Raw genomic sequence first — 24,992 nt, 5'->3', positions numbered from 1 at the left:
AGAACACTTAGTTCGAGTTTATTGACAGAATAATGAAATAAAGCCCTCTTTATGAGGGCTTTATTTTTGTCTAATCGGTCAAAAATAAAGGCTTAAACACCTATAATTTAAAGCTTCTTACAAAAATATTCAGAAGTTGACTAAAACAGGTGACATTTAAAAACTTTCTGCTATAATCCCCGCACGCACTAAATTTCGTTCATTACCTGAACATTCTCTTCTATCATTGTGTATGCGCGTTCCGGTCCAAAGAGAGGACGATATTTCGCGCCCCACCCAATCGCTAAGCGATTCCTTCAGGTTGCGGCTGTAATCATGTGTGCGTTATACACATCGTCGTTCTCGGATCGCCGCTGATTCTATATTTTCAGCGTTTTTTGCTGTGCCGCTTTTTGCCGATGTCCATCTGAATTTATATTTTTAATGGAGCACCCATTTTTGGGGTGAAATACTCTATGAGCAAAACTTTTGCTGATTTTCCTTTACATGAGTCGTTACAACTAGCATTACAAGGTCTAGGTTTTACTACTCCGACTCCAGTGCAAGAACAATCAATTCCAGCTGCATTAGAAGGTAAAGACCTTCTTGTATCAAGCCAAACTGGTTCTGGTAAAACTGCTGCATTCTTACTCCCAACTGTGAATGCTTTGGCTGGTCAAGACACTTTGATGTCTTTCAAAGAGCGCATGAAAGCGGTAACTGCACCGTCTATTCTTGTACTTTGCCCTACACGTGAATTGGCTCAACAGGTTAGCCAAGACGCAATTGCTTTAGTACGTCATATGAAAGGTGTTCGTATTGCTGCAATTATGGGTGGTATGCCTTTCGGTAAACAAATTCAACAGCTTAAAGGTGCACAAGTTGTCGTAGCGACTCCAGGTCGTTTACTTGACTTGGTGAACCGTCGTCAAATTAAACTAGACAACGTTGATGCGTTAATCGTTGACGAAGCTGATCGTATGCTTGACTTAGGTTTCTCTGAAGACCTAGAAGCGATCAGCGACTTGGCTGCTAACCGTAAACAAACATTAATGTTCTCTGCAACATTTGCGCCGCGTATCATTACACTTGCAGAACGCATGATGAATGATCCACAGCGTATTGCGATTGAAACTGGTCACTCTACAAATACTGACATTACTCAGACTCTTCACTGGACTGACGGCTTCGAACACAAGAAAAAACTTTTGACTCACTGGTTATCTGATGAGTCTGTAGATCAAGCAGTTGTATTCGCATCTACTCAAGAAGATACAGATATGTTGGCTGAAGAACTTGCAGAAGCAGGTCACTCAGTTGTCGCTCTTCACGGTGCAATGCCACAAACTGTACGTAACCGTCGTTTACGTAGCATTCGTGAAGGTCGTGCAAAAATCTTAGTTGCGACTGACGTTGCTGCACGTGGTCTAGACGTACCAACAATCTCTCACGTAATTAACTTCGGTCTTCCAATGAAGAACGAAGACTATGTACACCGTATCGGTCGTACAGGTCGTGCGGGCCGTACTGGTAACGCGATTACTTTAGCGACTTACCGTGAACGCGGTAAAATCCGTGCTTTAGAAGACTTCTTAGACGCACGTTTAAATGTATCTGAAATTGAAGGTCTTGAGCCATCTCCACCTCCTGCACGCGGTAGCCGTGATGGCGGTCGTGGTCGTCGTGATGGCGGTCGTGGTGGTCGTGGTGGTTTCGGTGGCGGTCGTCGTTTTGAAGGTGAATCAAACTTCAAACGTCGAGAAGGCAACCGTGATGGCGAACGTCGTTCATTCGGTGGCGAAGATCGTCCACGTCGCGAATATAACAACGATCGTCCACGTCGTGAAGGTGGTTTTGAAGATCGTCCACGTCGCGAATTTAACAATGATCGTCCACGTCGTGAAGGCGGTTTCGAAGATCGTCCACGTCGCGAATTTAACAACGATCGTCCACGTCGTGAAGGTGGTTTTGAAGATCGTCCACGTCGCGAATTTAACAGCGATCGTCCACGTCGTGAAGGTGGTTTTGACCGTCGTTCTAACGATGACAACCGTGGTAACCGTGTAGATTACAAACCAGCTCGTGAAGGTTATGGCGATCGTCCAAAACGTTCATTTGGTGAGGATCGTCCACGTCGTGAATTCAACGGTGACCGTCCTCAACGTTCATTTGGTGAAGATCGTCCAAAACGTTTCGGCGATGACCGTCCAAAACGTTTCGGTGATGATAAACCGCGTGGCGAACGCACTTTCGGTGAAGACCGTCCACGTCGTAAATTCAATGACTAATTGAATTTCGAAAGAAATATCGAAAAAACCGGTGGAAACACCGGTTTTTTTTATGGTTTTAAATTAGCTTTTTAATCAGAAAAATGTATACTTGATCAAACTTTATGTGTTTAATGATAATTAATATGAACGGAAACGCGTTGGCAAATATGCGTACAGTGATGATCGAGGTACTTATGCCTTATATCGGTTTGACACTCTTATTGTGTAATATCGTTTACTATATATACAATTATTTTAACTAAATTCTTCTATTGGGTTGAAAACACCCTCTATAAAATCGCATTAATAATAAAAAACAATTTACCTGATGGAATGCAGGGATATGCGCTCATGCAATGGTAACATTTTAAACTTCAATCCTTTATAGTATGCATGCTGAAAAAAATGCAGGAAAATCCTCAGCTATGAATAATCAAACGTCTTCTCAGACTCAGGCACTGATCGAAGTGAAAAACCTGAGTTTTAAGCGAGGAGAGCGCGTCATTTATGACAATGTCAGTTTAAAAATTCGTCGTGGTCAGATCACTGCAATTATGGGTCCATCTGGTACAGGTAAAACGACTTTACTCCGTTTAATTGGTGGTCAATTGACTCCCGATAATGGAGAGGTGTTGCTTGATGGGCAAAACATTGCACAAATGTCACGTCAGGAGCTCTTCACTGCGCGTGCACGTATGGGGATGTTGTTCCAGAGCGGCGCATTATTTACCGATATGTCGGTATATGAAAACGTAGCCTTTCCAATTCGTGCCCATACCAAGTTGCCAGAGCATTTGATCGCTGAAATTGTTGCGTTGAAATTAGAGTCTGTTGGTTTACGTGGCGCGGAACAAATGATGCCCTCTGAACTATCGGGTGGTATGAATCGTCGTGTGGCTTTGGCCCGTGCAATTGCACTGGATCCTGAGTTAATCATGTATGACGAACCTTTTGCAGGGCAAGACCCGATTGTGATGGGGGTTTTAACCCGCTTGATTCGTTCGCTACGTGAAGCTTTAGATTTAACCACGATTATTGTCTCGCATGATGTGGCTGAAACATTATCAATTGCAGATTACATCTATGTGGTGGCTGAAGGGAAAGTGCAGGGCGAGGGAACACCTGAGCAATTAAAAGCACATGCTTCGCCTTTTGTGAAGCAGTTCTTGACGGGTTCGGTAGAAGGTCCAGTCGATTATCAATTCAGTCATCAGCCCTATTTAAATCATGAGGTTCGTTCATGAATGCTATTGCCGCATTAGGTAGACGCGTCATTGAACGTGTTCGAGGAATCGGCGTAGCAACCATTATGTTGCTGCAGATTCTTTTTTCCATGCCGACTTTACTTGGCGTGAAATTGTTTATTTATCAGATGTACCGTGTTGGTGTGCTTTCATTACTGATTATTGTGGTATCTGGCTTATTTATTGGCTCGGTACTGGGTTTGCAGATGTATAGTATTCTGTCGACCTTTGGTAGTGAAGCGATGCTCGGCACCGCCGTTGCACTGACGTTACTGCGTGAACTTGCACCTGTGGTTGCGGCTTTACTCTTTGCAGGTCGTGCAGGTTCAGCTTTAACGGCTGAAATTGGTTTGATGAAAGCTACTGAGCAGTTGTCGAGTATGGAAATGATCGGGGTCGATCCATTAAAACGGGTGATCTCGCCTCGACTTTGGGCCGGTATTTTTAGCTTGCCAATGTTGTCGGTGATTTTCGCTGCAGTCGGCATCATGGGCGGTAAATTGGTGGGTGTTGATTTTCTGGGTGCAGATGAAGGCTCTTATTGGAGTGGCATCGAGAACAGTGTGCAATTCTTTAAAGACGTCTTTAATGGCACCATCATCAAAAGTTTTGTTTTTGCATTAATTTGTACTTGGATTGCGGTCTATCAGGGTTATGCCTGTGTCCCAACTTCAGAAGGTATTGCAACGTCGACCACACGTACTGTCGTGTATTCTTCGTTGTGTGTTTTAGGTTCAGATTTCGTGTTGACTGCGGTCATGTTCGGAGGTATTTAATGAAATCACGTACGATTGAACTGGCCGTCGGTTTTTTTGTCATTCTGTTTGCTATCGCTATTTTCTTCTTGGCGATGCGTGTGAGTGGTTTGGTCGGCAATAACATCGAAGACAGTTATGAATTGACCGCGACATTTGAAAATGTAAACGGGATTAAACCCCGTGCCAAAGTTACCTTAAGCGGTGTTAAAGTTGGTCAAGTGGAATCGTTGAAACTCGATCCTGTGACGCGTTTAGTGACAGCACATCTCATTATGGATGGCTCATTAACTTCTTACAATGCAGAACAATTAAAAGAAGTGCAAAAGAATGCACTCGAAGAACTGCGTTACACATCAGACTATGAAGCAGCAACACCTGCGAAACAAAAAGAAATGGAACAGCAACTGATTGCTAACATGAAATCCATCACCAATATCGATGAAGATGCTTACATTATGGTGGCAACCAATGGTTTATTGGGCGAGAAATATTTGAAAATTGTACCGGGTGGTGGTGTCAACTTCTTAAAACGTGGTGACCAAATTGGTAATACCCAAGGTACGATGGAAATCGAAGATTTGGTGTCTAAATTTGTGACCGGTGGTGCAGGGAACAAATCTGACAACACAGCAGATGCTGAACAAAAAACAGAAGCTGCTGACACAACAACGGCAGAAGAACCTGCATTTGTTGAATAATTTTTAGGAGAAATTAAGTGAACACATTGTTAAAACATACGCTTACAGCAAGTATCTTATCAACTATGATGGCAGGTACAGCTTTTGCTGCTCCAAGCGAAGCACCACCTGCATTTGTAAAAAAAGTGGCTGATGGCCTCATTACACGTTTAAAAGCAGACCACGCAAAACTACAAAATAACCCTGCGGCTGTGAAAACGATTGTTCGTCAAAACTTAGACCCGTATATCGATTCACAAGCGTTCACACGTATCGTGATGGGTACGTATGCAACGAATCAATACAGCTCAGCGGCTCAACGTGCGCAGTTTGAACGTAACTTCCGTGCAACACTGATCGAAAACTATGGTTCAGCTTTTGCCAAGTTTAGTAACCAAACATATAGCATGCGTCCATATAAAGCATCGAACAGTAAGAACCCTGTTGTAACGATTGATTTCCATAACAACGGTGAAAAAATTCCAGTCTCTTTCCAGTTGGCGGATAAAGGTTCACAATGGAAAATCCGTAATATCAACGTTTCGGGTATCGACCTAGGCTTACAATTCCGTAATCAGTTTGCGGCGACTGTAAAACGTAATGGCGGTAACATTGATAAAGCAATTGCGAACTTCAAACCTGATGCTGATGCTGCATTAGACAAGAAAAAATAAGATAGGTGATGTGTGATTAAACTTCATCAACAAGAATTGATGGTTTCAGGCAAAATCCATTACAACAATGCCGAATTGTATTATCAAGACGGCTTGAAATTGATTCAACAACAGCAAGCTTTTCCCTTGGTGGTCAATCTTGCTGAGCTTGAGCATGGCAGTACTTTGGCTTTAGCTGTTTTGGTCCGTTGGTTACGTCAAACGCCAAAAGCGCAAGGTTTACAGTTTAAAGCAGTCCCTGAAAAAATGATGAAGATTATTCAAGCCTGTCATCTTGAGCATGACTTGCAATTGATCTAAAAAAAAGCACCGTAAGGTGCTTTTTTTTATTTTAGCGGGACAAGAAACTCTCGCAAGTCTACGCAATAGGAACGGATTAAATCCATTTCTTCCAGCGGAAGTACATCAATGGGCCAATAAAGAATGCCACGATGATTAAGCTGACCACGATAAAACTGGTTGTACCATGCGCGAAGGGCAGTACATCGGTGTTCATTCCATAGACGCTAGCTACTAACATCGGTGGCGCAAGCATACTTGGTAAAATCGAGAATCGACGAATTGTATCGTTCTGTTCGGTGTTAATGAACCCAGAAGTAGTATCCAGTAAGAATCGAACCTTTTGGAACAAGAAGGCATCATGCTCAACAAGAGAGCGCACGTCTTCACTGAGTTCTCGGATGTCGGCATCATAAATATGACTGCCCAAGGCGCGAGGACGTGACAGGAATGTGAGAACACGACGTAAGTCGATCAGACACAGCTGAGCTTTCCCGAGCATATCTTCTAAATGCGCAAGTCGGGTAATCATGTCATCTAAGTCTAAAATCATCTCACGATGACGGTTATTCAGCACTTCTGTGGAATACTTTTCTAAATCCTTGTGGATATCTTCCAAGATATCCGCAAGCTCATCGAGTTTGGCTTCTAAAAGACCCAATAAAATCCAAGTTGGATCTTTATAGTCAATTTCATAGTCATTACGACGCGCACGGGCACGAAAGGCACGGAAAGCCACCAGCTTTTCACCCCGTAAAGTGAATAAGCGCTCTTTATGCAAAATAAAGGCAACTGTCTGCACGGTAGCTAAGGTGCTGGCATTTTCTTCGGGTTCGCCATCGACCTGAAAATTTTTATTTTTCGTTAAAAAATAGGTGCTGATGTGCAAAATACCATCGTCATCACGGTAGAATCGTGCACTCGACGAAATATCTTCTAATGATTTTAATGTAGGTAAATTCTGATCATAGGCATCCATAATCCATTGCTGCTCTTCCTGAGACGGGGCAATGAGATCGAGCCAGACTAAATCCTGATGTAAATCGAAGTCACCATTGATGGTGACATCTTCTAAGCTACCGCGCTCTGTGGCGTAAAAGGCTTCAAGCATGTTGTCTTTTCCCCTTACGCAGTAAGTTAAAAATGAATGGGTGTATTTTAGACAAGGATTTGCTTAAAAACACTGTTCTAATGATTATTTTATGAAAAAATCTGTTTAAAGTTGATTTTTCCAGCATAGTACTCCTGATCTGATGGTGATTATAAATGAAATCTATCGCAATTTTCTGTGGTTCCGCCCTTGGTAACAATCCTATCTATTTACAGGTTGCTGAAAAAGTCGGTCGTCATTTAGCGGCCCAAGGTATTACATTAGTCTATGGTGGTGGCCGTTCAGGTTTGATGGGTGTCGTGGCAGATAGTGCTTTGCGTGCAGGTGGGCAAGTCATTGGGGTGATTCCAAAAGTCTTGGTCGATAAAGAATTGGCACATCCAGATTTAACCGAATTGCATGTGGTAGAAAATATGCAACAACGGAAAACCAAAATGTCTGAACTCTCGGATGGTTTTGTGGCGATTCCAGGTGGAGCAGGGACTTTAGAGGAAATTTTTGAGCAGTGGACGTGGGCTCAATTGGGCATTCATTTAAAGCCATGTGCCTTTCTCAATGTAGATGGTTTTTATGACGATTTATTGAATTTTCTAAAAACAACTGCAGAAAAAGGCTTTACCCATCCGCGTTTTATCGAAGGCTTAATTGCAGAAGATAATATTGAAACGATTGTTGAGCAGTTTCAACATTTCACTGCGCCAGAGCCGAAATGGGGCATGGTTGAACGTACAGCCTTTATCGCCGATTTGGAACAAGATAGATGAAAATTATCACTGTTGCCGCAGCCATTATTTTAAATGAACAGCATGAACTTTTAGTGGTTCGTAAAAAACACACGGCATTCTTTATGCAAGTAGGTGGAAAATTAGAACCCCATGAAGCTCCTGAAATCACCATGCTACGTGAAATTCAGGAAGAAATTGGCTGCGCTGCGCAGATTGAACAATTCATTGGCCGTTTTGAAACGGCCGCTGCGAACGAAGCAGATCATCTACTGGTGAGTTATGTCTATCTTGTTCAGTTGCAAGGTGAACCGAAAATTGATGCGGAAATTGCAGCGATGCAATGGGTCAGCTTGGATGATACACAAACAAAACTTGCACCTTTAACACGTGAGGTGGTAATTCCTTGGGTGAAGCAGCAGGCGCGATCTCTTGCTGAAAGCTAAACCGCTTCGCTTGCTCAGTTTCTTTATTAGTGGTTGATGTTTGAAACTAAGTCTGTGCCGCAGCAATGCATGCGGCATATACCTGCGTGCAATGTAGCTGATGTAACAGCTTACTTAATGCATGGATTGAACTCCCCGTGGTCACCACATCATCGATAATGAGGACTTTACGGAAACGGCGTTTTTCAGTTGGGTCGATAATAAATTGCTGTTCGATATTTTCTAAGCGTTCTAGCCGACTCAAGCCTTTTTGAGCGTGCTGTGCTTGACGAATCACTGGTTGCCAAACAGGGATGCGCAATTGCTTTGCCATCATGTGTGCAACGAGCAGCATTTGGTTGTATCCACGGTCTTTGAGGCGTTCTACTGAAATAGGCATGGGAACAATGGCCTGAACTCGAGCTAAGCGCATGCTTAAAAGGCTCTGTGCCAGTAAATTTTGATAGTGCAATTGTTGCTCATACTTATAGCTTTGGATGATGCGATCTATTGGGAAATCATAGTGAAAGGCACAAGAGATGCTGTGTTCATGGCGATCAACTACTTGTTTAAACCAAGGCAATTGTTCCCAACAATCGGTACAAAGCGAATGATGTTGTTGTCGATCGATACCACAGAGCAAGCAAGGGGAAACGCTCTGCATCCCTTTTTGGATGTAGTGTTGGATAGATTGGAGCATGTTTTTATTCTAATCATTCTTTTTTGTGTATTTTGCACAGTTTGTGGTGAAGTGCAATCACGACACCACAGAAACCTGTTCGACAAGCTTATTCGTTAAAGCCAATCTGTATAATTAGGATGATCGAACCATCATCCTAATTATACATAGGCATAACGGGGTGCTTCAGGCAGCCATCGTTTTAAAAGCGCTTGAGCCTGTGCAGGATAGTCGTTCAGGACTTGTTGAGCCACATAGTGTGCCTGATTGAGTAAATGATCATCTCGCTCTAATTTGGCTACACGAAAGCCCATATCACCCGTTTGTTTAGTGCCGAGGAGCTCACCGGGGCCGCGAATTTCCAAATCTTTTTCAGCAATGATAAAGCCATCATTGGTCTCGCGCATGATGCGTAAACGCTCTTGCCCATTTTGCGATAAGGGATTTTTATACAGCAAGGCACAGAAACTGGCTTTGGCACCACGTCCTACACGACCACGTAGCTGATGCAATTGTGAAAGCCCTAAACGCTCTGCATTTTCAATTACCATGATTGAGGCATTTGGGACGTCAACACCGACTTCAATCACTGTGGTTGCAATCAGTAATTGCAATTCATTATTTTTAAATTGCTGCATCACTGCTTGTTTTTCATCGGCCTTCATTTTGCCGTGAACAAGACCAATATTGAGGTCTGGAAAGCGTTCTTTAATTTCATTAAAAGTCGCTTCAGCGGCCTGAGCATCTAAAGTTTCTGATTGTTCCACTAGGGTGCAGACCCAATAGGCTTGTTTACCTTCAGCACAATTGCTGGCAATCCGCTGTAGCACTTCTTCACGACGGTCAAGTGGAATAGTGACTGTTTGAATCGGTGTACGACCGGGTGGCAGTTCATCAATGACGGAGGTATCTAAATCGCCATAAGCCGACATGGCCAAGGTACGAGGAATAGGGGTTGCTGTCATCACCAGTTGATGCGGTGTCATGCCATTGAGACCTTTGTTTCGTAGCGCCAAACGTTGATCGACGCCAAAACGGTGTTGTTCATCAATAATCACTAAACCCAATTTGGCAAATTGAACATTGTCCTGAAATAAAGCATGCGTGCCGACCACTAAATTGGCTGAACCATCTTGAATACTTTGTTCTGCCGCAGCTCGAGCCTTACCTTTTTGTTTACCGGAAAGCCAAGACACGGTCAGTCCCATAGGCTCAAACCATTTTTTGAAATTTAGATAATGTTGTTCGGCCAAAATTTCTGTCGGTGCCATCATGGCCACTTGCCAACCTTCCTCAAGAGCATGACAGGCTGCAACGCCTGCAACCAAAGTTTTACCTGCACCTACATCACCTTGTACGAGTCGCAGCATAGGTTTGTTTTTTTTCAGATCGACTGCAATTTCTTTGGACACACGTTTTTGTGCGCCGGTCATTTCAAATGGCAGCGTACTTAAAAGTTGTTTGGTGAAGTTCTTACTTGTAGAGAATGACGGTGCTTCGATTTGTTGAATATAAGCACGGCGGCTGAGCAAACTGACCTGATGGGCAACCAATTCTTCGAAAATTAAACGTTGCTGTGCAGGATGAGAACCTTGGCTGAGTTGCAACATATTGGCATCGACAGGGGGGTGATGAATATAGTCCAGTGCTTGTTTTAGGGCATAGCCATTGGTGAATTTTTCCGGCAATAATTCAGGTAAGTCATCACTATATAACTGTAGGGCTTGTTTGACATATTCACGCAGTTTGGACTGCGTTAAGCCTTCGGTTGCGGGGTAAATCGCAGTGAGTTGGGTTTGTGGTAAAGGTGTGTGTTCAGTAATCACCTGTAGTTCAGGATGATACATTTCTAAGCCACGAGCACCAACACGGACTTCACCAAAAATCCGTAAACGATTCCCTGGTTTCACCCGATCAGTAATGCCTTTGTAAATATGGTAAAAACGTAAAGTAACTTTGCCACAATCGTCATCCAGTAGGGCGGCCATCGATTTGCGCTTACCGGGAGGAAAGTCGATACTTTTGACTGTGCCTTCCAGTAAATAACTGCGACCCACGGTCAATTGGTTCATGGGGATGATCGTGCTACGATCTTCATAGTCGCGTGGCAGATGAAACAAAAGATCATCTGTTGTGAAAATATTTAGTTTTTCAAGTAAAGCAGCGGCGGCATTGCCAACCCCTTGCAATTGATGGACGGCAGCCATGTCCCCTCAACTTCGGTTTATATGATCTAAATGGATCAGTTCTGAGAATAGGTCGTTTGATGCATATTCTATTTATCGGTTATGGTAAAACATCGCAACGTGTTGCTAAACAATTATTTCAGCAAGGTCACCAAATTACCACAGTGAGTCGTAGTGCGAAAGAGGATGATTTTGCAGAACATTTAATCCAAGATGTTCACCAACTGGATTTATCGCAGGTTCAACCGATTGATGCTGTCTATGTTCTTTTGGCTCCTGCACGTCATGCTCAATTCAATGCTGTGGATGCTTATCGATACACTTATGTCGATTCTGTACAGCCGATTGTTCAAGCATTAGCAAGTCATCCAATACAACGTTTAATCGTGGTGTCGTCCACTCGTGTTTATGGTGAACATGCGGGGGAGCGCATTGATGATGACACTGTGCCACAACCGATTGATGAGCAGGGGATGTTGCTACTTGAAATGGAGCATCACTACTCACAAGCATTTCCTACCGAATGCGTGATCGTACGTCCATCTGGGATTTATGGCACATCGACAACACGAATGCATAAACTGGCAGAAACGACTCATCACTATCCCAATATCCATTGGTCAAATCGAATACATATCGATGATTTGGCAAAATTTCTGTGTCATCTACTTCACGTGGAACATCATGAAAAATCATATATTTGTACTAATAACCAACCTCAACCTTTGCATGAGCGAATCTTGGAATTACAAAGAGCTATGCATTTACCCGAATTGGTTTTAGAGAGCGAAGTAGAAACAGGTAAAAAGATTTATGCAACGCGGATGATGGAGAGTGGTTTTAAGTTAGCGCACGATTGATTGTGATGTGCAGTGTAAAATTGGCGTGACGTATAAAATTCAGTGCAGCTTTGTGAGTATTAAAAGAAATTCTATAAATGAATAAAATAGGTCTTTTACAACATGTATTGTTCAAATTTTCGAATGGATCTCAAAGGCTAAGGATTAAATAATGACAAAATCATTTGCTGAACTTACTCAGAATTTACCCCATAGACCGATTTTGGAAAAAGCTTTGAGTTATTTTTAGAATTTACCAAAGATCGCGATTGATTGTGGTTGTGGTGCAGGAAATGAATCATCATTTCTACTCCGTCATAATTTTAAAGTATATGCATTTGATCCATCTGTTGACGCTAAAAATGTCTGTCTAAGTAAATTTAAAGACAATAAGAATTTTTTATTTTCTAATCAGGCCTTTGAAGACTATAGCTTTCCTAAAGCTAGTTTAATTATTGCTTTATTCAGTTTATTTTTTTGTTCTACGGATTCGCTTGAAAGTGTTTTAAAAAAATGCAGGAATCCTTAAGTGAGCAAGGCATCTTACTCATACAACTGTTAGGGAAAGATGATGATTGGGTAAATAATTTTTCTGAAAAATTTATAGGTTTTGAACAGGAAGAACTTAAACAATTGTTTGATGCGGACTTTGATATTATTTATATCAATGAATTTAAAGGCAATAAACCGCTAGCCAATGGAACTCCAAAATTTTGGAATGTACATACCTTAATTTTAAAAAAGAAAATATTAAATACTTTTGTATAGTCCAAAAAAAAGAGACAAGCTTTTTACAACTTGTCCCTGATTTTGCTCATCTTCTTCCGCTTTTATGGCGAAAAAATCAGAACTGTTTATTTTTTCTTGCGTTTCAAGCGCTTTTTAGCTTGTTCCGCAGCAACTTTATCAAGTGCTTCTTTTAACTCTTCATCACTAAAGGTTGTAATGTGCTGCAACATTTGCAGGGTCACATCATCCAAAACGAGGTTGGCATATTGCGCAACATTTTGGAAATTTTCATCAAACACAATGGCGTTGTTTTCATTGGTGCTGATATAACCTTGTTGTGTTAAGACTTTAATAAAGCTTTGGAACAATGCCTTATCAAAGAACTCTGGCGAGTTAAATTCATACAACACAGATAGACGTTGACCAACCAAGTGACTGAGTTCTTCAACCTGACGCGTAGAGATATTGCCCGAACCACGTTGTGTGATTAAAGCCAAAGTCATGTAGTAACGCTCAAGACTTTGCATTACAGGTGCAGCCAAGACCACTAACTGATTGTGCTGCTCTGAGTTAGGCGCAGGGGAGATCAGGTTGCCTTCTGCATCTTCAGAAATCAGTTTAGCTTTGATCAGTACTTCTGCATACGCACAGATCTGATCTTTAAGCTCTTCATTATTCCATTTGAGGAATAACTCAGCTTTTAAGAATGGATACAGTGTACGAATGACATTAATCAAATCACCACGGCGAATAGAACCATTATGTTCAACCAAAGCGGCAATGAGTGATGGCAAAATAAATGCGTGCAGGATGTTGTTACGGAAGTAGGTTAACAGCACCGCTTGATTATCAGCAATGGCAATAATATCGCCAAGGACATGATTAACACGTTTGATCAGCTTGAGTTTTAAACCATAAGCAATGATTTCTTTACCTGACAGCGGTGTTACTTGCATGCGCTCATCGTAAGGTAAGGCATTTAAAAGATCGCGATAGGTATCTAACTGCTTAATGCAAATCTCTTCATCTAAAGTGTGTTTAGATGTTGCCAATAAAATCAGTGAAAGCAATGAAACTGGGTTCACCACTGCTGCACGGTTAATATTTTCTAAAATCACGTGTGCAGAACTGTTAATGGCATCCGAAACTTCTGGCGGAATTGGGTCGTCATTTTTCTCGATTTTGATGTTGCTTGCATTATGCTGTTTCAACATATCATCAAGGAAAACCGGCTCACCAAAGTTCAAATGAACTTTACCGAAAATACGTTCGATCTTACGCAGTGTTTTCATAATCCCGATGATTGATTCGCCTTCTTTTGGCTTACCATTCATTTCACCAACGTAGGTCGCACCTTCCATTAAACGCTCATAACCAATATAGGTCGGTAAGAACACGATCGGTTTGGCTGGATTACGTAAATGACCATGGACAGTCATGGCGAGCATGCCGGTCTTCGGTGGTAATAAACGACCAGTACGTGAACGCCCACCTTCGATGAAGTATTCCAGCGGCGTATTACGCGCCAAAATACTGTAGAGGTATTCTTTAAATACGGTGGTGTAGAGACCATTGCCACGGAATGAACGACGAATAAAGAACGCGCCGCCGCCACGTAAAATTTGCCCGACAAATGGCATGTTCAAGTTATCACCCGCAGCAATGTACGGCACCATCAAGCCACGTTTATAGATCACATATGACAATAATAAATAGTCGATATGACTACGATGGCATGGGGTGTAAATGATCTCGTAGTCTTTGGCCAGTTCACGAACGGTACTGAAGTTATGCACTTCGACGCCATCATAAAGCTGTGTCCACAGACGAGTCAGTGCTAAGTCAGCAAAACGTACTGTTGATGCAGAATAGTCAGAAACGATTTCATTTAAATAACCAATCGCACGACGTTCAGCTTCAACCATACTGATTTTACTGCGAATGCTTTCACGACGAATCGCATCTTGCACATCCGTAGATTTGATCAGGCCGTGCATCACATTACGACGGTCAGATAAATCCGGCCCCAAAACCACTTCACGCTGTGCATCTAAATAATCATTCAGTGTGCTGACAATATAAGTCGCAGGTGACAGGTTCGGATGTGTAGTTTTGGCATATTCAACCAAACGACGCAAAGACTGTGGTTCATGGAATTCAAGGTACGATTGACGACCGTGCAAACCAATATTGACCAGCTGCTTCACTTTGCTTGGTGTAGACCATGTATCGGTAAATAATAATTTAAACCAAGAATCTTCTTTATCGGGTTCACGACCCCACAGCACGGTTACAGGAACGAGCTCAACATCCGCATCAGGATTTTTTTCCAAAACCTCAATTAAACGCAATAAACGAGGTGGAAAGGCATGTGGCGGTGGATTGAGTAAGTTGTCTTCATCATGATGTTGTAAAAACACCACAGATGCTTTTTCTGTTTGCGTACCCACTGTCATTGGGTCGAGTGCAGGGTGTAGCTTTAAACGACGGGTTTCACCATCGACAATTAAAGCATTACTCCGTGAATGATTTTGCAGAACGTAGCAGGTAATTTTCGTTGTCTGTACGCCGGTATCTGTATCGGTTTCAGTCACTACAGGTTCTACAGGGACTTCACCTAAAACATGCGGTGTTACCACAAGGTCAAGCAGTTTACTCGAAAGCTTTCGATACATCTGACCAAAGCCGCTCTTGGACATACAAACTCCTACTTTTCATGACCAAACCACAGAGATTCTGAGGGGAATCTATTCTGCGTAATTGTACTTAAAAACTGTATGTCATTTTCTGACAAATTGCATAGATATTGTAAGATTTTATCGTTAAAAAACGTATTTTTAGCAGTTATATTGCATCAGCAAGGTGACAGATCAGTCAGCGAATCTTTAGGGTTTTAGTCTGGATTTATGGCAAAATGGAAAATATATTTAAACATCTGTTGATGTTGCCTGCGTTAGCTTAATCCCGAATGATAGATAGGTTTGTTATGAATGCCTTAACACAAGAGTTGGTTGATTTACTCAGCCTTGAAAAATTAGAAGAAAATATTTTTCGTGGGCAAAGCCGAAATTTGGTCGGGAAACGTGTCTTTGGCGGACAGGTTTTAGGTCAGGCGCTACGTGCGGCATCTTATACGACAGATCGACCTGCTCATTCTTTACATGCCTATTTCTTATTTGGCGGTGATATCAATGCACCAATCATTTATGAAGTGGATCGTATTCGCGATGGACGCAGTTTTGTGAGTCGTCAGGTTCGTGCGATTCAACATGGTAAAACCATTTTTATGTGTATGGTGTCATTTGCAGAGCAAGAAGAAGGGTTGAACTACCAAGTTGCAGAGCCAGAATATCCAGCCGTGGAAGATTTAAAATCTGAAGCTGAGCTAAAACGAATGATGGTGGAGTTTGTTCCTGAAAACGTCCGTGCATCTTTTATGCGCGACCGCCATGTAGAAATTCGCCCGATTGATCCACAAAACCCGTACCAACCGCAGCCTGCTGCGCCATCGTATGCACACTATATTCGTACCCATGACAAAATAGCTGCTGACGTTGATGACATCTCTTTACATCAGGCTATTGCGGCATTCTATTCAGACTTTACGCTGATGACGACTGCACTTCGTCCACATGGTTTAAGTTATTTATCACCTAGTTTGCAGTGTGCGAGTATTGATCATGCCATGTATTTCCATAAGCCATTCCGTGTGGATGAATGGATGCTTTATGACATGGATGCCACAGTCAGTGCTAGTTCACGTGGTCTAAATTTTGGTCGCATGTGGCAAAACGGTGAGTTGGTCTGTAGTACGACACAAGAAGGCTTGATTCGTTTACGTGAAATTGAAACCCAATAAGCTTTGAGCAATATGTGTTAATAGTAAAAGTTGAATACTGAAAAAACCGAATCTTCTGATTCGGTTTTTTTATCTCCGACAATTTTGGGTTATGCAACTACTCACGGAATCGAGTTATCTTATTAGGGTGCAGTACTAATTGAATTGGGTTGAATACATGCTTTGCAGAATTGTAGCAGTACATGTGACAAAAAATTCCTCGATTCCCGGTGGGTCGCATGGCATAGTGCCTGAATAAAGGATGATAAATGCAAGGCACAATGAGCTTAAATACGCAGATTTTAATTGCCGCAATATTGGGTGTGGCATTTGGCTTTTTATTAATTCAGTTTCCAGAGACGCATTTTTTGTCTGCCAGCCTGTATGGCTTGGGGATTGCCAGTAGTATTTTTATTGGTTTGCTGAAAATGATCTTGGTTCCGCTGATCTTTAGTTCGATCGTGGTGGGGGTATCGAATTTACAGGCAGGTGGTCAGCTGAGTCGTACGTGGAAAATTACCTTAGCGTGCTGTGTCACTACCACAACTTTGGCACTGATCTTGGGTCTAGCATGCGCGCATATTTTTAAAGTCGGGCAGGGCGTGGACATCGTCATGTTCCAAGATGCAATGCAACAGCATCAAAGTCCTGACACCCTCACAGCAGGTTCATTCTTTACCAATTTTATTCAAAATACACTGATTAATCCGTTTAAAGCCTTTAGTGATGGCAATGTACTCGCAGTCGTGGTGTTTTCACTATTTCTAGGTGTGGCCTTGGTCAAAGGCGGTGAAAAGTTCCGAAGCGTGAGAAAGCTCAGTCAGCAATTTTTCGACATCATGATGATGATCATCGGCTGGGTGATGAAGCTTGCACCGATTGGTATTTTTGCATTATTGGCTAAATTGATTGCTACAGAAGATATTTCGGTGTTGAGTCGCCTCGCGGAGTTTGCTGCCGTAGTCACAGGGACGACGATTTTCCATGGGGCAGTGGTGTTACCTCTGCTGCTATGGATTTTTGGGAAAATGAGCCCACTGACATTTTTTAGAGGAACACGAGCTGCCTTAATCACTGCTTTTGCAACCAGTTCAAGTTCAGCAACGATGCCACTCTCGATGAAATGTGCGCAGGAAAATTTAGGTGTCCGTCCTCAAACAGCAGGTTTTGTGATTCCATTGGGTACGCAATTGAATATGGATGGTACGGCGCTGTATGAAGCTGCTGCGGCATTATTTATTGCCAACTTGATGGGCTTAGATTTAACCTTGGGGCAGCAGTTAATTGTCTGTGCAACCGCCATGATTGCTTCACTCGGTGCGCCGGGTATTCCAAGTGCTGGAATGGTGACGATGATTATGGTTTTACAATCGGTCGGGCTCCCTGCGGAAGCCATTGCGATTTTACTGCCGATTGACCGCTTATTAGATACGGTACGGACTGTGGTGAACGTACAGGGCGATATGATGATTAGTGTGGTGGTGGATCGTCATACGCGAGATGTAGATGAACCAGCGTTGTCGAATTAAGCAGATAAAGAACTAAAATGTGGGTTGTAGACGATCTCCCACAGATGTCCATCTAAGTCTTGAAAATAGCCTGCATAACCACCGTAAAACGTGGGCTGTGCGGGCTTAATAGTTTTTGCACCTGCGCGTTGGGTTTGTTGCATGATTTGATCGACGGCTGCGGGACTGTTAACGTTATGTCCCAGAGACATTTAAGTTGGACAAAACGCTGATGCACTAATTCTGGTGTCATGACTAAGGCTGTCTTGTGGCCAGAGTGCGAGCTTTAAACCGTGTTGTAAATCAAAAAATGCCACAGCGCCATGTTTAAATTCAGTCCCAATAATCCCCGCGCTATTCAGACCTAAACCCTCCTGATAAAACGCGAATGCAGCATGTAAATCTTTCACGGCCAGTGTAATGACGGAGATGTGAGCGTGCATGGAGATGCTCTTGAATGGCTTATTTTTATTTTAGGATGAGGCTGAGTATAAATGCATTTTAAAGAGAATAGGGAGTTCGGAAGAACTGTACTTTAAACCTCGAACTTATGAGCCTATCCATCTTGAGTTTGTTGATTGCTCAATAAAAAACGGAGCGTAATGGATGTGAGCACAAAAAAAAGCAGGGCGAACCCTGCTTAATACAGATTTTAAATGGTGTTTATGCAACTTTCAGTGCGGCACGTTTTGCAGCAGGAGAGTTGTCGAGGTATGCAATCGCATCTTCCGTTTTTGCTTCATGCACAGGATCGTACCAAGGCATTAAATACCCCAATTGCTGCGACACTAACCAAAGTGGATGTGGCAATAAGCGATTGTCTTTTTGCGCGATACGCGCCCATTCACGCCAAATCCACGGTTTATATACGGCAGGTTTAATCGATGCATAGCGCGAGTCTTGCTGCATGATATGTGCTGCACCATCGACCCATAGACCAAGTACGGCTGCAATCACGATCACACTTTGATAATAGCGAGAAATATAGCCCCCACCGAGATGACGATACAAATCAAAGGCCACGGTACGATGCTCTATTTCTTCTGCACCATGCCATTTTACTAGATCGAGCATATTCGGATCGGCACCGAGGCGTTCCCACTCTTTATTATATAAAGCATATTTGCCTAGTACACAGGTCATGTGTTCAACCGTTGCAATCACCCCTAAACGAAAGAGATCCCATTGATGATCTAAAGCTTTGGGTACGTTGAGCCCTAAAGGTTGGTCTGCAAGCAGTTTGCCAAAGAGAAAGTCCATGATTTCGAGGTTGCGTTGAATACTGATATTGCGCTGAGACAGATATTCTTTATTGGCAGAGTTATGCGCCTGAGCATGCATAGCTTCTTGGCGGATAAATGCTTTAACGTCCTCGGCTAGTTTTTCATCTCTAATTTGTGGCAATACTTTGTTATACAGACGGCAAAACCAAAACTCACCAGCCGGTAAGATCATGTTAATTTCATTAATAAAATAGCTGACAAAAGGTTGGTTGGGCACCCAGTCAACTTGGGTATCTTGCCACTCAAATTTCACTTTACGTGGTTTAATTTTATATTCGATTGATGATCCAAGTTTTGTGTTTTTCAAGCGGGAGAGTAATTTCATGACCTATCCTTGTTTTTATGTGATCGAGTGCACATCTGATGTATTCAGTATCCAAAAAAAATCCTGCATTGTGATTAGCAATACAGGACATTTCATTATCTTCAGATGATACTTTTTGTCAGACAATCATCCTTGCGCTGACTTTAAAATTACTGGATTAGTGGTCTGAATTTTTGCCTTCAGCTTGGGGTAAATCTTCAGATGTTGTATCGACGTCATCGAATGTTTCCGCATCTGCATCGATTTCAATATCATCTTCGGATGCTTCAGGAATGCTATCGAGATCAAACTCTGTTGATTGTTCTAAAGTGAAGTTAAGACGACCCGCCATGACACTCGCTAACTCTTCTAAACCTTGTTTATTCAATGATGAGAACAATTGGATAGAGAAGTTCAGCTTCATTTTTTTCAATGCTGCTTTCACTTCTTGTAGTGCTTTAGAGGCTGGGCCACGGTTTAGTTTATCTGATTTGGTGAGCAGTACATGCACGAACAATTTACGTGAATGTGCCCATTCCAACATCATGACATCAAAGTGTTGTAGTGGATGACGGATGTCCATCAACAGCACAAGACCTTGTAAACTTTCACGGTGTATTAGATAGTTTTCTAGCTCTTTTTGCCACACGATTTTCATCGCTTCAGGTACAGCAGCATAGCCATAACCCGGTAAGTCGACCAAACGCTGATCAGGATTTCCTAAACTGAAAAAGTTGATCATTTGGGTACGACCCGGTTTTTTCGATGCACGAGCCAATTGTTTCTGGTTAGTGAGCGCATTAATGGCACTCGACTTACCTGCATTAGAGCGACCTGCAAAGGCAATTTCATAGCCGGTATCTTCAACGCAGAGGTTGAGTTTAGGTGCACTCATTAAGAACTCAGCTTTGCGTAGCCAGTTGAGCGAGCGCACAGCATATTCAGTAATCGCAGAGTCTACTTTTTTCTCATAAGTAATCTTTTGCTTCGGCGCATTGGCCGCTTTACTGTTTCGTGATTTTCCTCTGTGCTGATGCATAACCCAACTTCAATAACTGATTTAACAACACGCATTATAAAGGAAGTCGGGCAGGCAAGCGAATTTTGTCGCAGGCAAAGTAAAATTAGAGATTGATCATTTGAATTGGAGATTGTGTTGTAAATTTAGATGCGCTACTTGGTTGCAAGACATCGGCAAGTTTGTACTGATCGAGACTTTGATAAAACTGTTCTAAAGCTTGGTCTAAGATGCTTTTTAAACCACACTGACTGCGCAGTACGCAGGGTGGGTCATTGCATTCAACAATCTGGTGATTACCTTGCAAAATCCGTACGATTTGACCGAGCTGAGCCTCAAGTGCTTCAGGGTTAAGGCGGATGCCGCCACCTTTGCCGCGGCTGGTGATTAACCAGTTTTGCTTTGCCATAAAATGCACAATTTTCACCAAGTGATTACGCGAAACGTGCAGGTCTTCTGCAATTTCAGCAATGTTATAAGGCACATCACGAGGACGTGCGATATAGAGCAAAATGCGTAATGCATAATCGGTGAATTTATTGAGTTGCATACAGGTCTGAATTTAACTTGAACGCTGTTAGTGTAGCTTGAAAGTCCCCCGAAAGGAACTTTCATTAAAAAACATTCATTTAGCTTTAATTTAAACTCAAAATTGAATTTAAAAAATTTAAAGTGGTGCAGAAACTTGAACGAGATCACCCGCTTTATAGTGGTTAAGCAAAATATTAGAGACCGAATACTCTGTGTGGTTTTCTTCAGGTTTAACTTCAAATACAAATTGGTTGCCACTTTGGTCTGCATCAAATTTATATTGTTGTGGCTGCTCAATGTCATGGCCTGGTACTTTTACTTTGACTGAAATGTACTGACCTGCTTTGGCTGCGACAACTGCTTGTCCATCTTGTGCAGCAATCGTAAAACGCTGCCCCGCTTCAGTGGTTTCAACTTGGCGAATGACGAATGCACGCCAGCCAGCCCAACCACCATTTTTGGCAGCCAACGCTTCGTATTTAGATTTTTCGACACCAATAAGAATATCAGCCAATTGTAAATACGCAGCTTTCCATGCAGCGATTAAGTCTGATTCCATTGGAACATCAAGCACTTCGCTGATTGAATGTAAAAGGTTTTCACCCACAATCGAATATTGTTCAGGCTTGATATCTAAACTCACATGTTTCGTGGTGATGTGTTCAATGGCTTTTGCTAATACGCTTGGATTTTCAATATGTTCTGCATATGCCAACACTGCTGCAGCAAGGGCACGAGGCTGACGACCGGTACTTTGGTGGTCAAGGTTGAACACATTTTTCAGATCGGGATTGTTGTTCAACATGCGTTTATAGAAATAGCTCGTAAGCGCTACACCATTTTCACGCAGTACAGGAACAGTCGCTTTTACAAGTTCAATGTGTTGTGGAGTCATGTTGAAACTTCTATGAGAGTTATAAGATGTATTTAAAATACATATTTAAAAATGCATTTGCAATACGTCTTATCTATAAAACCATAAAAAAAATATGGGATATTAAAATATCCCATAAATTCAGCATAGATAATCGTAATGGCGAATTATTTTTTACCAAACAGTGAACCTAGCAAACCGCGTACGATTTTCTGACCTGTCGACCCACCCAAGCTGCGTGCCGCACTTTTTGCAAAAGTTCCTACCGTGTCTTGAATCAGTTTTTCACGTTGTTTGGCTGAACGCTCAGCTTCTTTTTGTTGTTCGCGCGCAAGGCGTTCTTGTTCACGTGCTTGCTGTTTGGCGAGTGCATCTGCTTCTTTTGCTTGTTGTTTGGCCAATGCTTCTTGTTCTTTGGCTTCTATTTTATCTTGTTCCGCTTGGACGGCTTGTTGTTGGCGCTCCGCCACTTTATTTTGTAAAAGTTCATAGGCACTTTCACGGTCTGCTTCGGTGTCATACACACCTGCAACAACGCTATTTGCCATGAGTGCTTTGCGTTCTTCTACAGCAATTGGGCTAAATGAAGAGTAGGGTGGCATCACCCAAGCACGTTCAACGATTTGTGGTGTGCCTTGTTCATCTAAACAGCTAATTAATGCTTCACCTACAGCCAGTTCCGTAATTACTTGATCGACTTTAAACGCAGGATTGGCTCGGAAAGTATCTGCTGCCGTCTTAACAGCTTTCTGATCTTTCTGGGTAAATGCACGTAGCGCATGCTGAACGCGGTTACCCAGTTGGCCTAAAACACTTTCAGGTAAGTCAAGTGGATTTTGCGTTACAAAGTAAATGCCGACCCCTTTAGAGCGAATCAGACGAACCACTTGTTCAATCTTTTCTTGTAAAGCAGGGCTGGCATTATCAAATAATAAATGCGCTTCATCGAAGAAGAACACCAGTTTGGGTTTATCCATATCTCCAACTTCGGGCAATTGTTCAAATAGTTCTGACAGCATCCAAAGTAAGAAAGTCGCATAGAGCTTAGGGGTATTCATTAACTTGTCGGCTGCGAGCAGGTTGATGTTGCCACGACCTTGCTCATCCGTTTGAATGAAATCCATGATATTGAGCGCAGGCTCACCAAAAAACTTGTCACCACCTTGATCTGCCAATGCGAGCAAATTACGTTGAATTGCACCTAAGCTTGCAGGTGATAAATTGCCATATTCATTTTTAAATTCTGCTGCATGTTCACTGACGTAGCTGATCATGGCTTTTAAGTCTTTAAAGTCGATGAGCAATAAGCCCTGATCATCGGCAATACGAAAGACCGCAGATAACACACCTTCTTGCGTGTCATTTAAGTTGAGAATTCGGGCAAGGAGCAGTGGGCCAATTTCAGAAATGGTGGTGCGAATGGGATGTCCTTGTTCACCGAACAAATCCCAAAACACCACTGGGGAGGCAGCAAAAGGAATGCTCTCGATATTTAAACTTTTAATTCGTTCGTCAAACTTAGGATTGCTTTCACCTGCTTTGGCAAGGCTAGAAACATCCCCTTTGGCATCAGCTAAAAATACAGGTACACCCAGCCGAGAAAAACTTTCTGCCAACACCTTCAACGTCACCGTCTTACCAGTACCTGTGGCCCCAGCAATCAAACCATGGCGGTTTGCAAATTGTGAATGAAGCACCACATCCTGTGTGGTGTCTTGTGTTTTTTTGCCAATAATTATTGGTGTACCCATAGATGTTCCTGTATTTATTCGAGTTGCTGTTTATTTAAATGTTGTAGTGCGTTTTCTATATCTTGTATTAAATCTGCAGGATGTTCTAGTCCTATACAAAAGCGAACAAGTAAGCCAGCTTGAATGTGTGAATGTTCGAGTATACGCATATCTTTTAAGTTATATAGCATGACTAAACTGACTGGACCACCCCAGCTAAAACCGAGCTTAAATAGTTTCAGCGCATCGCAAAAGCGGCGTACATCTTGCAACCTATATTTTTCATTAAATACCACGCTGACCAAGCCGGCACTGTGTTGTTCTGTACAAATTTCTTTCCAATACTGATGTCCTGCGGAAGCTTCATCAGCAGGATGTAAAACCTGTACAAAGGTTGGTTGCTGTTTTAGCCAATTTAATAAAGTTAAAGCACTTTGTGACTGGTGTTCATAGCGCAGGCGCATAGAAGCCAGACTGCGTTGTACTTGCGCGGCGTCATCACCAGAGATACTAATGCCTTGAATGGCGTGCGCACGAAACAGTTTGTGATGAAGCTTTTTATCTCGTGTAATTACCGAACCCATCAAAATATCCCCGCCGCCACTTGGGTATTTGGTCAAGGCATGCACACTGATATCGACACCCAGGTGCTCAGCACTAAAATCAAAAGCATTAAAGGCAAGTCCTGCGCCCCACGTATTGTCCAGCGCAGTGAGAATGTTCTGCGCTTGAGCTTTTTTGACCAAGCCGACTAAATCTGGAAACTCTAAAGTGACAGAACCCGCCGCTTCTAACCAGATAAGCTTGGCTTGCGCTGAAGGGCTAAATGAATCGACATCAATCGGGTTATAAACCTTGACCACGATGCCATAGCGGGTTTCTAGGTTACGCAGATGTTCCATATTTGGGCCATAGATATTATCTGCGACCCACACTTCATCCCCTTGACTTAAAAAACATGAATTGACCAAATTAATTGCAGACAAACCGCTTGGTGCGAGTAAGTGATACAAGCCACCTTCAATCTGAGCAATCTGATCGCCTAGGGTAAATGTCGTGGGGGTACCATGTGTGCCATAGCTATAGTCATAATCATCAGTCCAATGGCGATTAAATAGCGCATCTGTATTTTCGAAAATTATAGTGGATGCACGAAACAGGGGAGGTTGAACACTATTGATGTATTGCGGTGCCTTTCTTGGTGCATGAATGAGTTCAGTTTGAGGATTCTTTTTCACGTGGCGCTCTGAAATGATCAAAATAATAATGAATGTTCAAAAGAATACGACTAAAAAGCATGGATTTACGATGCTTTTGTATAGAAAATTAAGTGA

General features: G+C 42.4%; 21 protein-coding genes and 2 pseudogenes. 12 read left to right on the top strand and 11 right to left on the bottom strand.

Annotation, left to right across the window (positions count from 1 at the left end; all coding sequences use genetic code 11):
* Positions 1–455: 455 nt before the first annotated feature.
* The 6 genes from M5F03_RS15585 (at position 456) to M5F03_RS15560 (ending at position 5,902) form a co-directional block, all read left to right on the top strand.
* Positions 456–2,267 (top strand): DEAD/DEAH box helicase, encoded by a 1,812-nt coding sequence (locus M5F03_RS15585; protein ID WP_078189302.1) that lies wholly within the window; start codon positions 456–458, stop codon positions 2,265–2,267.
* Positions 2,268–2,674: 407 nt separating this feature from the next.
* Complete coding sequence (locus M5F03_RS15580; RefSeq protein WP_078192847.1) at positions 2,675–3,493, top strand: ABC transporter ATP-binding protein; 819 nt, start codon at positions 2,675–2,677, stop codon at positions 3,491–3,493.
* Positions 3,490–4,269 carry a lipid asymmetry maintenance ABC transporter permease subunit MlaE gene (gene mlaE, locus M5F03_RS15575; protein ID WP_078189301.1) on the top strand — a complete coding sequence of 260 codons (780 nt, stop codon included), beginning with the start codon at positions 3,490–3,492 and terminating at the stop codon, positions 4,267–4,269. Before M5F03_RS15580 ends, mlaE begins: the two co-directional genes overlap by 4 nt.
* Positions 4,269–4,949: an outer membrane lipid asymmetry maintenance protein MlaD gene (mlaD, locus tag M5F03_RS15570; protein WP_249708836.1), complete on the top strand. Its 681-nt coding sequence runs from the start codon at positions 4,269–4,271 to the stop codon at positions 4,947–4,949. Before mlaE ends, mlaD begins: the two co-directional genes overlap by 1 nt.
* A 17-nt stretch (positions 4,950–4,966) precedes the next feature.
* Complete coding sequence (locus tag M5F03_RS15565) at positions 4,967–5,602, top strand: MlaC/ttg2D family ABC transporter substrate-binding protein (protein WP_078189299.1); 636 nt, start codon at positions 4,967–4,969, stop codon at positions 5,600–5,602.
* A gap of 12 nt (positions 5,603–5,614) precedes the next feature.
* Positions 5,615–5,902: an STAS domain-containing protein gene (locus M5F03_RS15560; protein WP_249708835.1), complete on the top strand. Its 288-nt coding sequence runs from the start codon at positions 5,615–5,617 to the stop codon at positions 5,900–5,902.
* Between the two features lie 76 nt (positions 5,903–5,978).
* Here the strand turns inward: M5F03_RS15560 and M5F03_RS15555 are convergent, their stop codons facing one another.
* Positions 5,979–6,992, bottom strand: a complete 1,014-nt coding sequence (locus M5F03_RS15555) for a CorA family divalent cation transporter (RefSeq protein WP_078189297.1) — start codon at positions 6,990–6,992, stop codon at positions 5,979–5,981.
* A 155-nt stretch (positions 6,993–7,147) separates the two neighbouring features.
* Between M5F03_RS15555 and M5F03_RS15550 the strand changes: the two genes are divergently transcribed.
* Both M5F03_RS15550 and M5F03_RS15545 read left to right on the top strand, forming a co-directional pair.
* The gene (locus M5F03_RS15550; RefSeq protein WP_249708834.1) at positions 7,148–7,756 is read left to right on the top strand and encodes an LOG family protein; all 609 of its coding nucleotides are present in this window, start codon (positions 7,148–7,150) and stop codon (positions 7,754–7,756) included.
* Complete coding sequence (locus tag M5F03_RS15545; protein ID WP_078192470.1) at positions 7,753–8,160, top strand: NUDIX hydrolase; 408 nt, start codon at positions 7,753–7,755, stop codon at positions 8,158–8,160. The genes M5F03_RS15550 and M5F03_RS15545 overlap by 4 nt, the downstream gene beginning before the upstream one ends.
* 46 nt (positions 8,161–8,206) lie before the next feature.
* On the opposite strand, the gene M5F03_RS15540 is transcribed toward M5F03_RS15545, so the two are convergent.
* Entirely contained in the window at positions 8,207–8,839 is a 633-nt protein-coding gene (locus tag M5F03_RS15540) for a ComF family protein (RefSeq protein ID WP_249708833.1), read from the bottom strand.
* A 140-nt stretch (positions 8,840–8,979) separates the two neighbouring features.
* A complete protein-coding gene (gene recG / locus M5F03_RS15535) occupies positions 8,980–11,025 on the bottom strand; it encodes an ATP-dependent DNA helicase RecG (RefSeq protein ID WP_111885404.1) in 2,046 nt (681 codons plus the stop codon).
* A gap of 59 nt (positions 11,026–11,084) precedes the next feature.
* On the opposite strand from recG, the gene M5F03_RS15530 reads away from it, so the two are divergent.
* Entirely contained in the window at positions 11,085–11,864 is a 780-nt protein-coding gene (locus tag M5F03_RS15530) for an NAD-dependent epimerase/dehydratase family protein (protein ID WP_249708831.1), read from the top strand.
* Between the two features lie 151 nt (positions 11,865–12,015).
* Positions 12,016–12,611: pseudogene (locus tag M5F03_RS15525) on the top strand (class I SAM-dependent methyltransferase).
* 86 nt (positions 12,612–12,697) lie between these two features.
* Here the strand turns inward: M5F03_RS15525 and plsB are convergent.
* Positions 12,698–15,271 carry a glycerol-3-phosphate 1-O-acyltransferase PlsB gene (plsB, locus tag M5F03_RS15520; RefSeq protein ID WP_180092998.1) on the bottom strand — a complete coding sequence of 858 codons (2,574 nt, stop codon included), beginning with the start codon at positions 15,269–15,271 and terminating at the stop codon, positions 12,698–12,700.
* A 287-nt stretch (positions 15,272–15,558) separates the two neighbouring features.
* On the opposite strand from plsB, the gene M5F03_RS15515 reads away from it, so the two are divergent.
* Together M5F03_RS15515 and M5F03_RS15510 are read left to right on the top strand one after the other, a co-directional pair.
* On the top strand, positions 15,559–16,431 hold the full coding sequence (locus tag M5F03_RS15515; RefSeq protein WP_078189289.1) for an acyl-CoA thioesterase: 873 nt from the start codon (positions 15,559–15,561) through the stop codon (positions 16,429–16,431).
* A gap of 248 nt (positions 16,432–16,679) precedes the next feature.
* Positions 16,680–17,939 carry a dicarboxylate/amino acid:cation symporter gene (locus M5F03_RS15510; RefSeq protein ID WP_249708829.1) on the top strand — a complete coding sequence of 420 codons (1,260 nt, stop codon included), beginning with the start codon at positions 16,680–16,682 and terminating at the stop codon, positions 17,937–17,939.
* On the opposite strand, the pseudogene M5F03_RS15505 reads toward M5F03_RS15510, so the two are convergent.
* The 7 genes and pseudogenes from M5F03_RS15505 to M5F03_RS15475 all read right to left on the bottom strand — a co-directional run bounded on the left by M5F03_RS15505 (position 17,936) and on the right by M5F03_RS15475 (position 24,896).
* A pseudogene (locus M5F03_RS15505) lies at positions 17,936–18,361 on the bottom strand (VOC family protein). The gene M5F03_RS15510 and the pseudogene M5F03_RS15505 sit on opposite strands and share 4 nt — an antisense overlap.
* A 220-nt stretch (positions 18,362–18,581) precedes the next feature.
* On the bottom strand, positions 18,582–19,526 hold the full coding sequence (locus M5F03_RS15500) for a metal-dependent hydrolase (protein ID WP_180021608.1): 945 nt from the start codon (positions 19,524–19,526) through the stop codon (positions 18,582–18,584).
* A gap of 157 nt (positions 19,527–19,683) precedes the next feature.
* Positions 19,684–20,544 carry a ribosome biogenesis GTP-binding protein YihA/YsxC gene (gene yihA / locus M5F03_RS15495; protein WP_180103010.1) on the bottom strand — a complete coding sequence of 287 codons (861 nt, stop codon included), beginning with the start codon at positions 20,542–20,544 and terminating at the stop codon, positions 19,684–19,686.
* 85 nt (positions 20,545–20,629) lie between these two features.
* Positions 20,630–21,073, bottom strand: a complete 444-nt coding sequence (locus M5F03_RS15490) for an RrF2 family transcriptional regulator (RefSeq protein ID WP_078192461.1) — start codon at positions 21,071–21,073, stop codon at positions 20,630–20,632.
* 117 nt (positions 21,074–21,190) lie between these two features.
* Positions 21,191–21,949: a globin domain-containing protein gene (locus M5F03_RS15485; RefSeq protein ID WP_249708828.1), complete on the bottom strand. Its 759-nt coding sequence runs from the start codon at positions 21,947–21,949 to the stop codon at positions 21,191–21,193.
* Positions 21,950–22,095: 146 nt separating this feature from the next.
* Positions 22,096–23,679 carry a helicase HerA-like domain-containing protein gene (locus M5F03_RS15480; protein WP_249708827.1) on the bottom strand — a complete coding sequence of 528 codons (1,584 nt, stop codon included), beginning with the start codon at positions 23,677–23,679 and terminating at the stop codon, positions 22,096–22,098.
* A gap of 14 nt (positions 23,680–23,693) precedes the next feature.
* Positions 23,694–24,896, bottom strand: coding sequence for a PLP-dependent transferase (locus tag M5F03_RS15475; protein WP_249708826.1), 1,203 nt, complete (start codon positions 24,894–24,896; stop codon positions 23,694–23,696).
* Positions 24,897–24,992 lie beyond the last annotated feature (96 nt).

Source organism: Acinetobacter amyesii (assembly GCF_023499985.1).
Lineage (GTDB): Bacteria > Pseudomonadota > Gammaproteobacteria > Pseudomonadales > Moraxellaceae > Acinetobacter > Acinetobacter amyesii.
The sequence above is the reverse complement of the archived record's forward strand: the minus strand, read 5'-3'. Positions and strand labels throughout refer to the sequence as shown.

Bases quoted from the DNA above. Each gene is read 5' to 3' on its own strand.
- M5F03_RS15585 (WP_078189302.1), top strand. From the start codon at position 456: ATGAGCAAAACTTTTGCTGATTTTCCTTTACATGAGTCGTTACAACTA.
- M5F03_RS15580 (WP_078192847.1), top strand. From the start codon at position 2,675: ATGAATAATCAAACGTCTTCTCAGACTCAGGCACTGATCGAAGTGAAA.
- mlaE (WP_078189301.1), top strand. From the start codon at position 3,490: ATGAATGCTATTGCCGCATTAGGTAGACGCGTCATTGAACGTGTTCGA.
- mlaD (WP_249708836.1), top strand. From the start codon at position 4,269: ATGAAATCACGTACGATTGAACTGGCCGTCGGTTTTTTTGTCATTCTG.
- M5F03_RS15555 (WP_078189297.1), bottom strand. From the start codon at position 6,992: ATGCTTGAAGCCTTTTACGCCACAGAGCGCGGTAGCTTAGAAGATGTC.
- M5F03_RS15550 (WP_249708834.1), top strand. From the start codon at position 7,148: ATGAAATCTATCGCAATTTTCTGTGGTTCCGCCCTTGGTAACAATCCT.
- M5F03_RS15545 (WP_078192470.1), top strand. From the start codon at position 7,753: ATGAAAATTATCACTGTTGCCGCAGCCATTATTTTAAATGAACAGCAT.
- M5F03_RS15540 (WP_249708833.1), bottom strand. From the start codon at position 8,839: ATGCTCCAATCTATCCAACACTACATCCAAAAAGGGATGCAGAGCGTT.
- recG (WP_111885404.1), bottom strand. From the start codon at position 11,025: ATGGCTGCCGTCCATCAATTGCAAGGGGTTGGCAATGCCGCCGCTGCT.
- M5F03_RS15530 (WP_249708831.1), top strand. From the start codon at position 11,085: ATGCATATTCTATTTATCGGTTATGGTAAAACATCGCAACGTGTTGCT.
- plsB (WP_180092998.1), bottom strand. From the start codon at position 15,271: ATGTCCAAGAGCGGCTTTGGTCAGATGTATCGAAAGCTTTCGAGTAAA.
- M5F03_RS15515 (WP_078189289.1), top strand. From the start codon at position 15,559: ATGAATGCCTTAACACAAGAGTTGGTTGATTTACTCAGCCTTGAAAAA.
- M5F03_RS15510 (WP_249708829.1), top strand. From the start codon at position 16,680: ATGCAAGGCACAATGAGCTTAAATACGCAGATTTTAATTGCCGCAATA.
- M5F03_RS15500 (WP_180021608.1), bottom strand. From the start codon at position 19,526: ATGAAATTACTCTCCCGCTTGAAAAACACAAAACTTGGATCATCAATC.
- yihA (WP_180103010.1), bottom strand. From the start codon at position 20,544: ATGCATCAGCACAGAGGAAAATCACGAAACAGTAAAGCGGCCAATGCG.
- M5F03_RS15490 (WP_078192461.1), bottom strand. From the start codon at position 21,073: ATGCAACTCAATAAATTCACCGATTATGCATTACGCATTTTGCTCTAT.
- M5F03_RS15485 (WP_249708828.1), bottom strand. From the start codon at position 21,949: ATGACTCCACAACACATTGAACTTGTAAAAGCGACTGTTCCTGTACTG.
- M5F03_RS15480 (WP_249708827.1), bottom strand. From the start codon at position 23,679: ATGGGTACACCAATAATTATTGGCAAAAAAACACAAGACACCACACAG.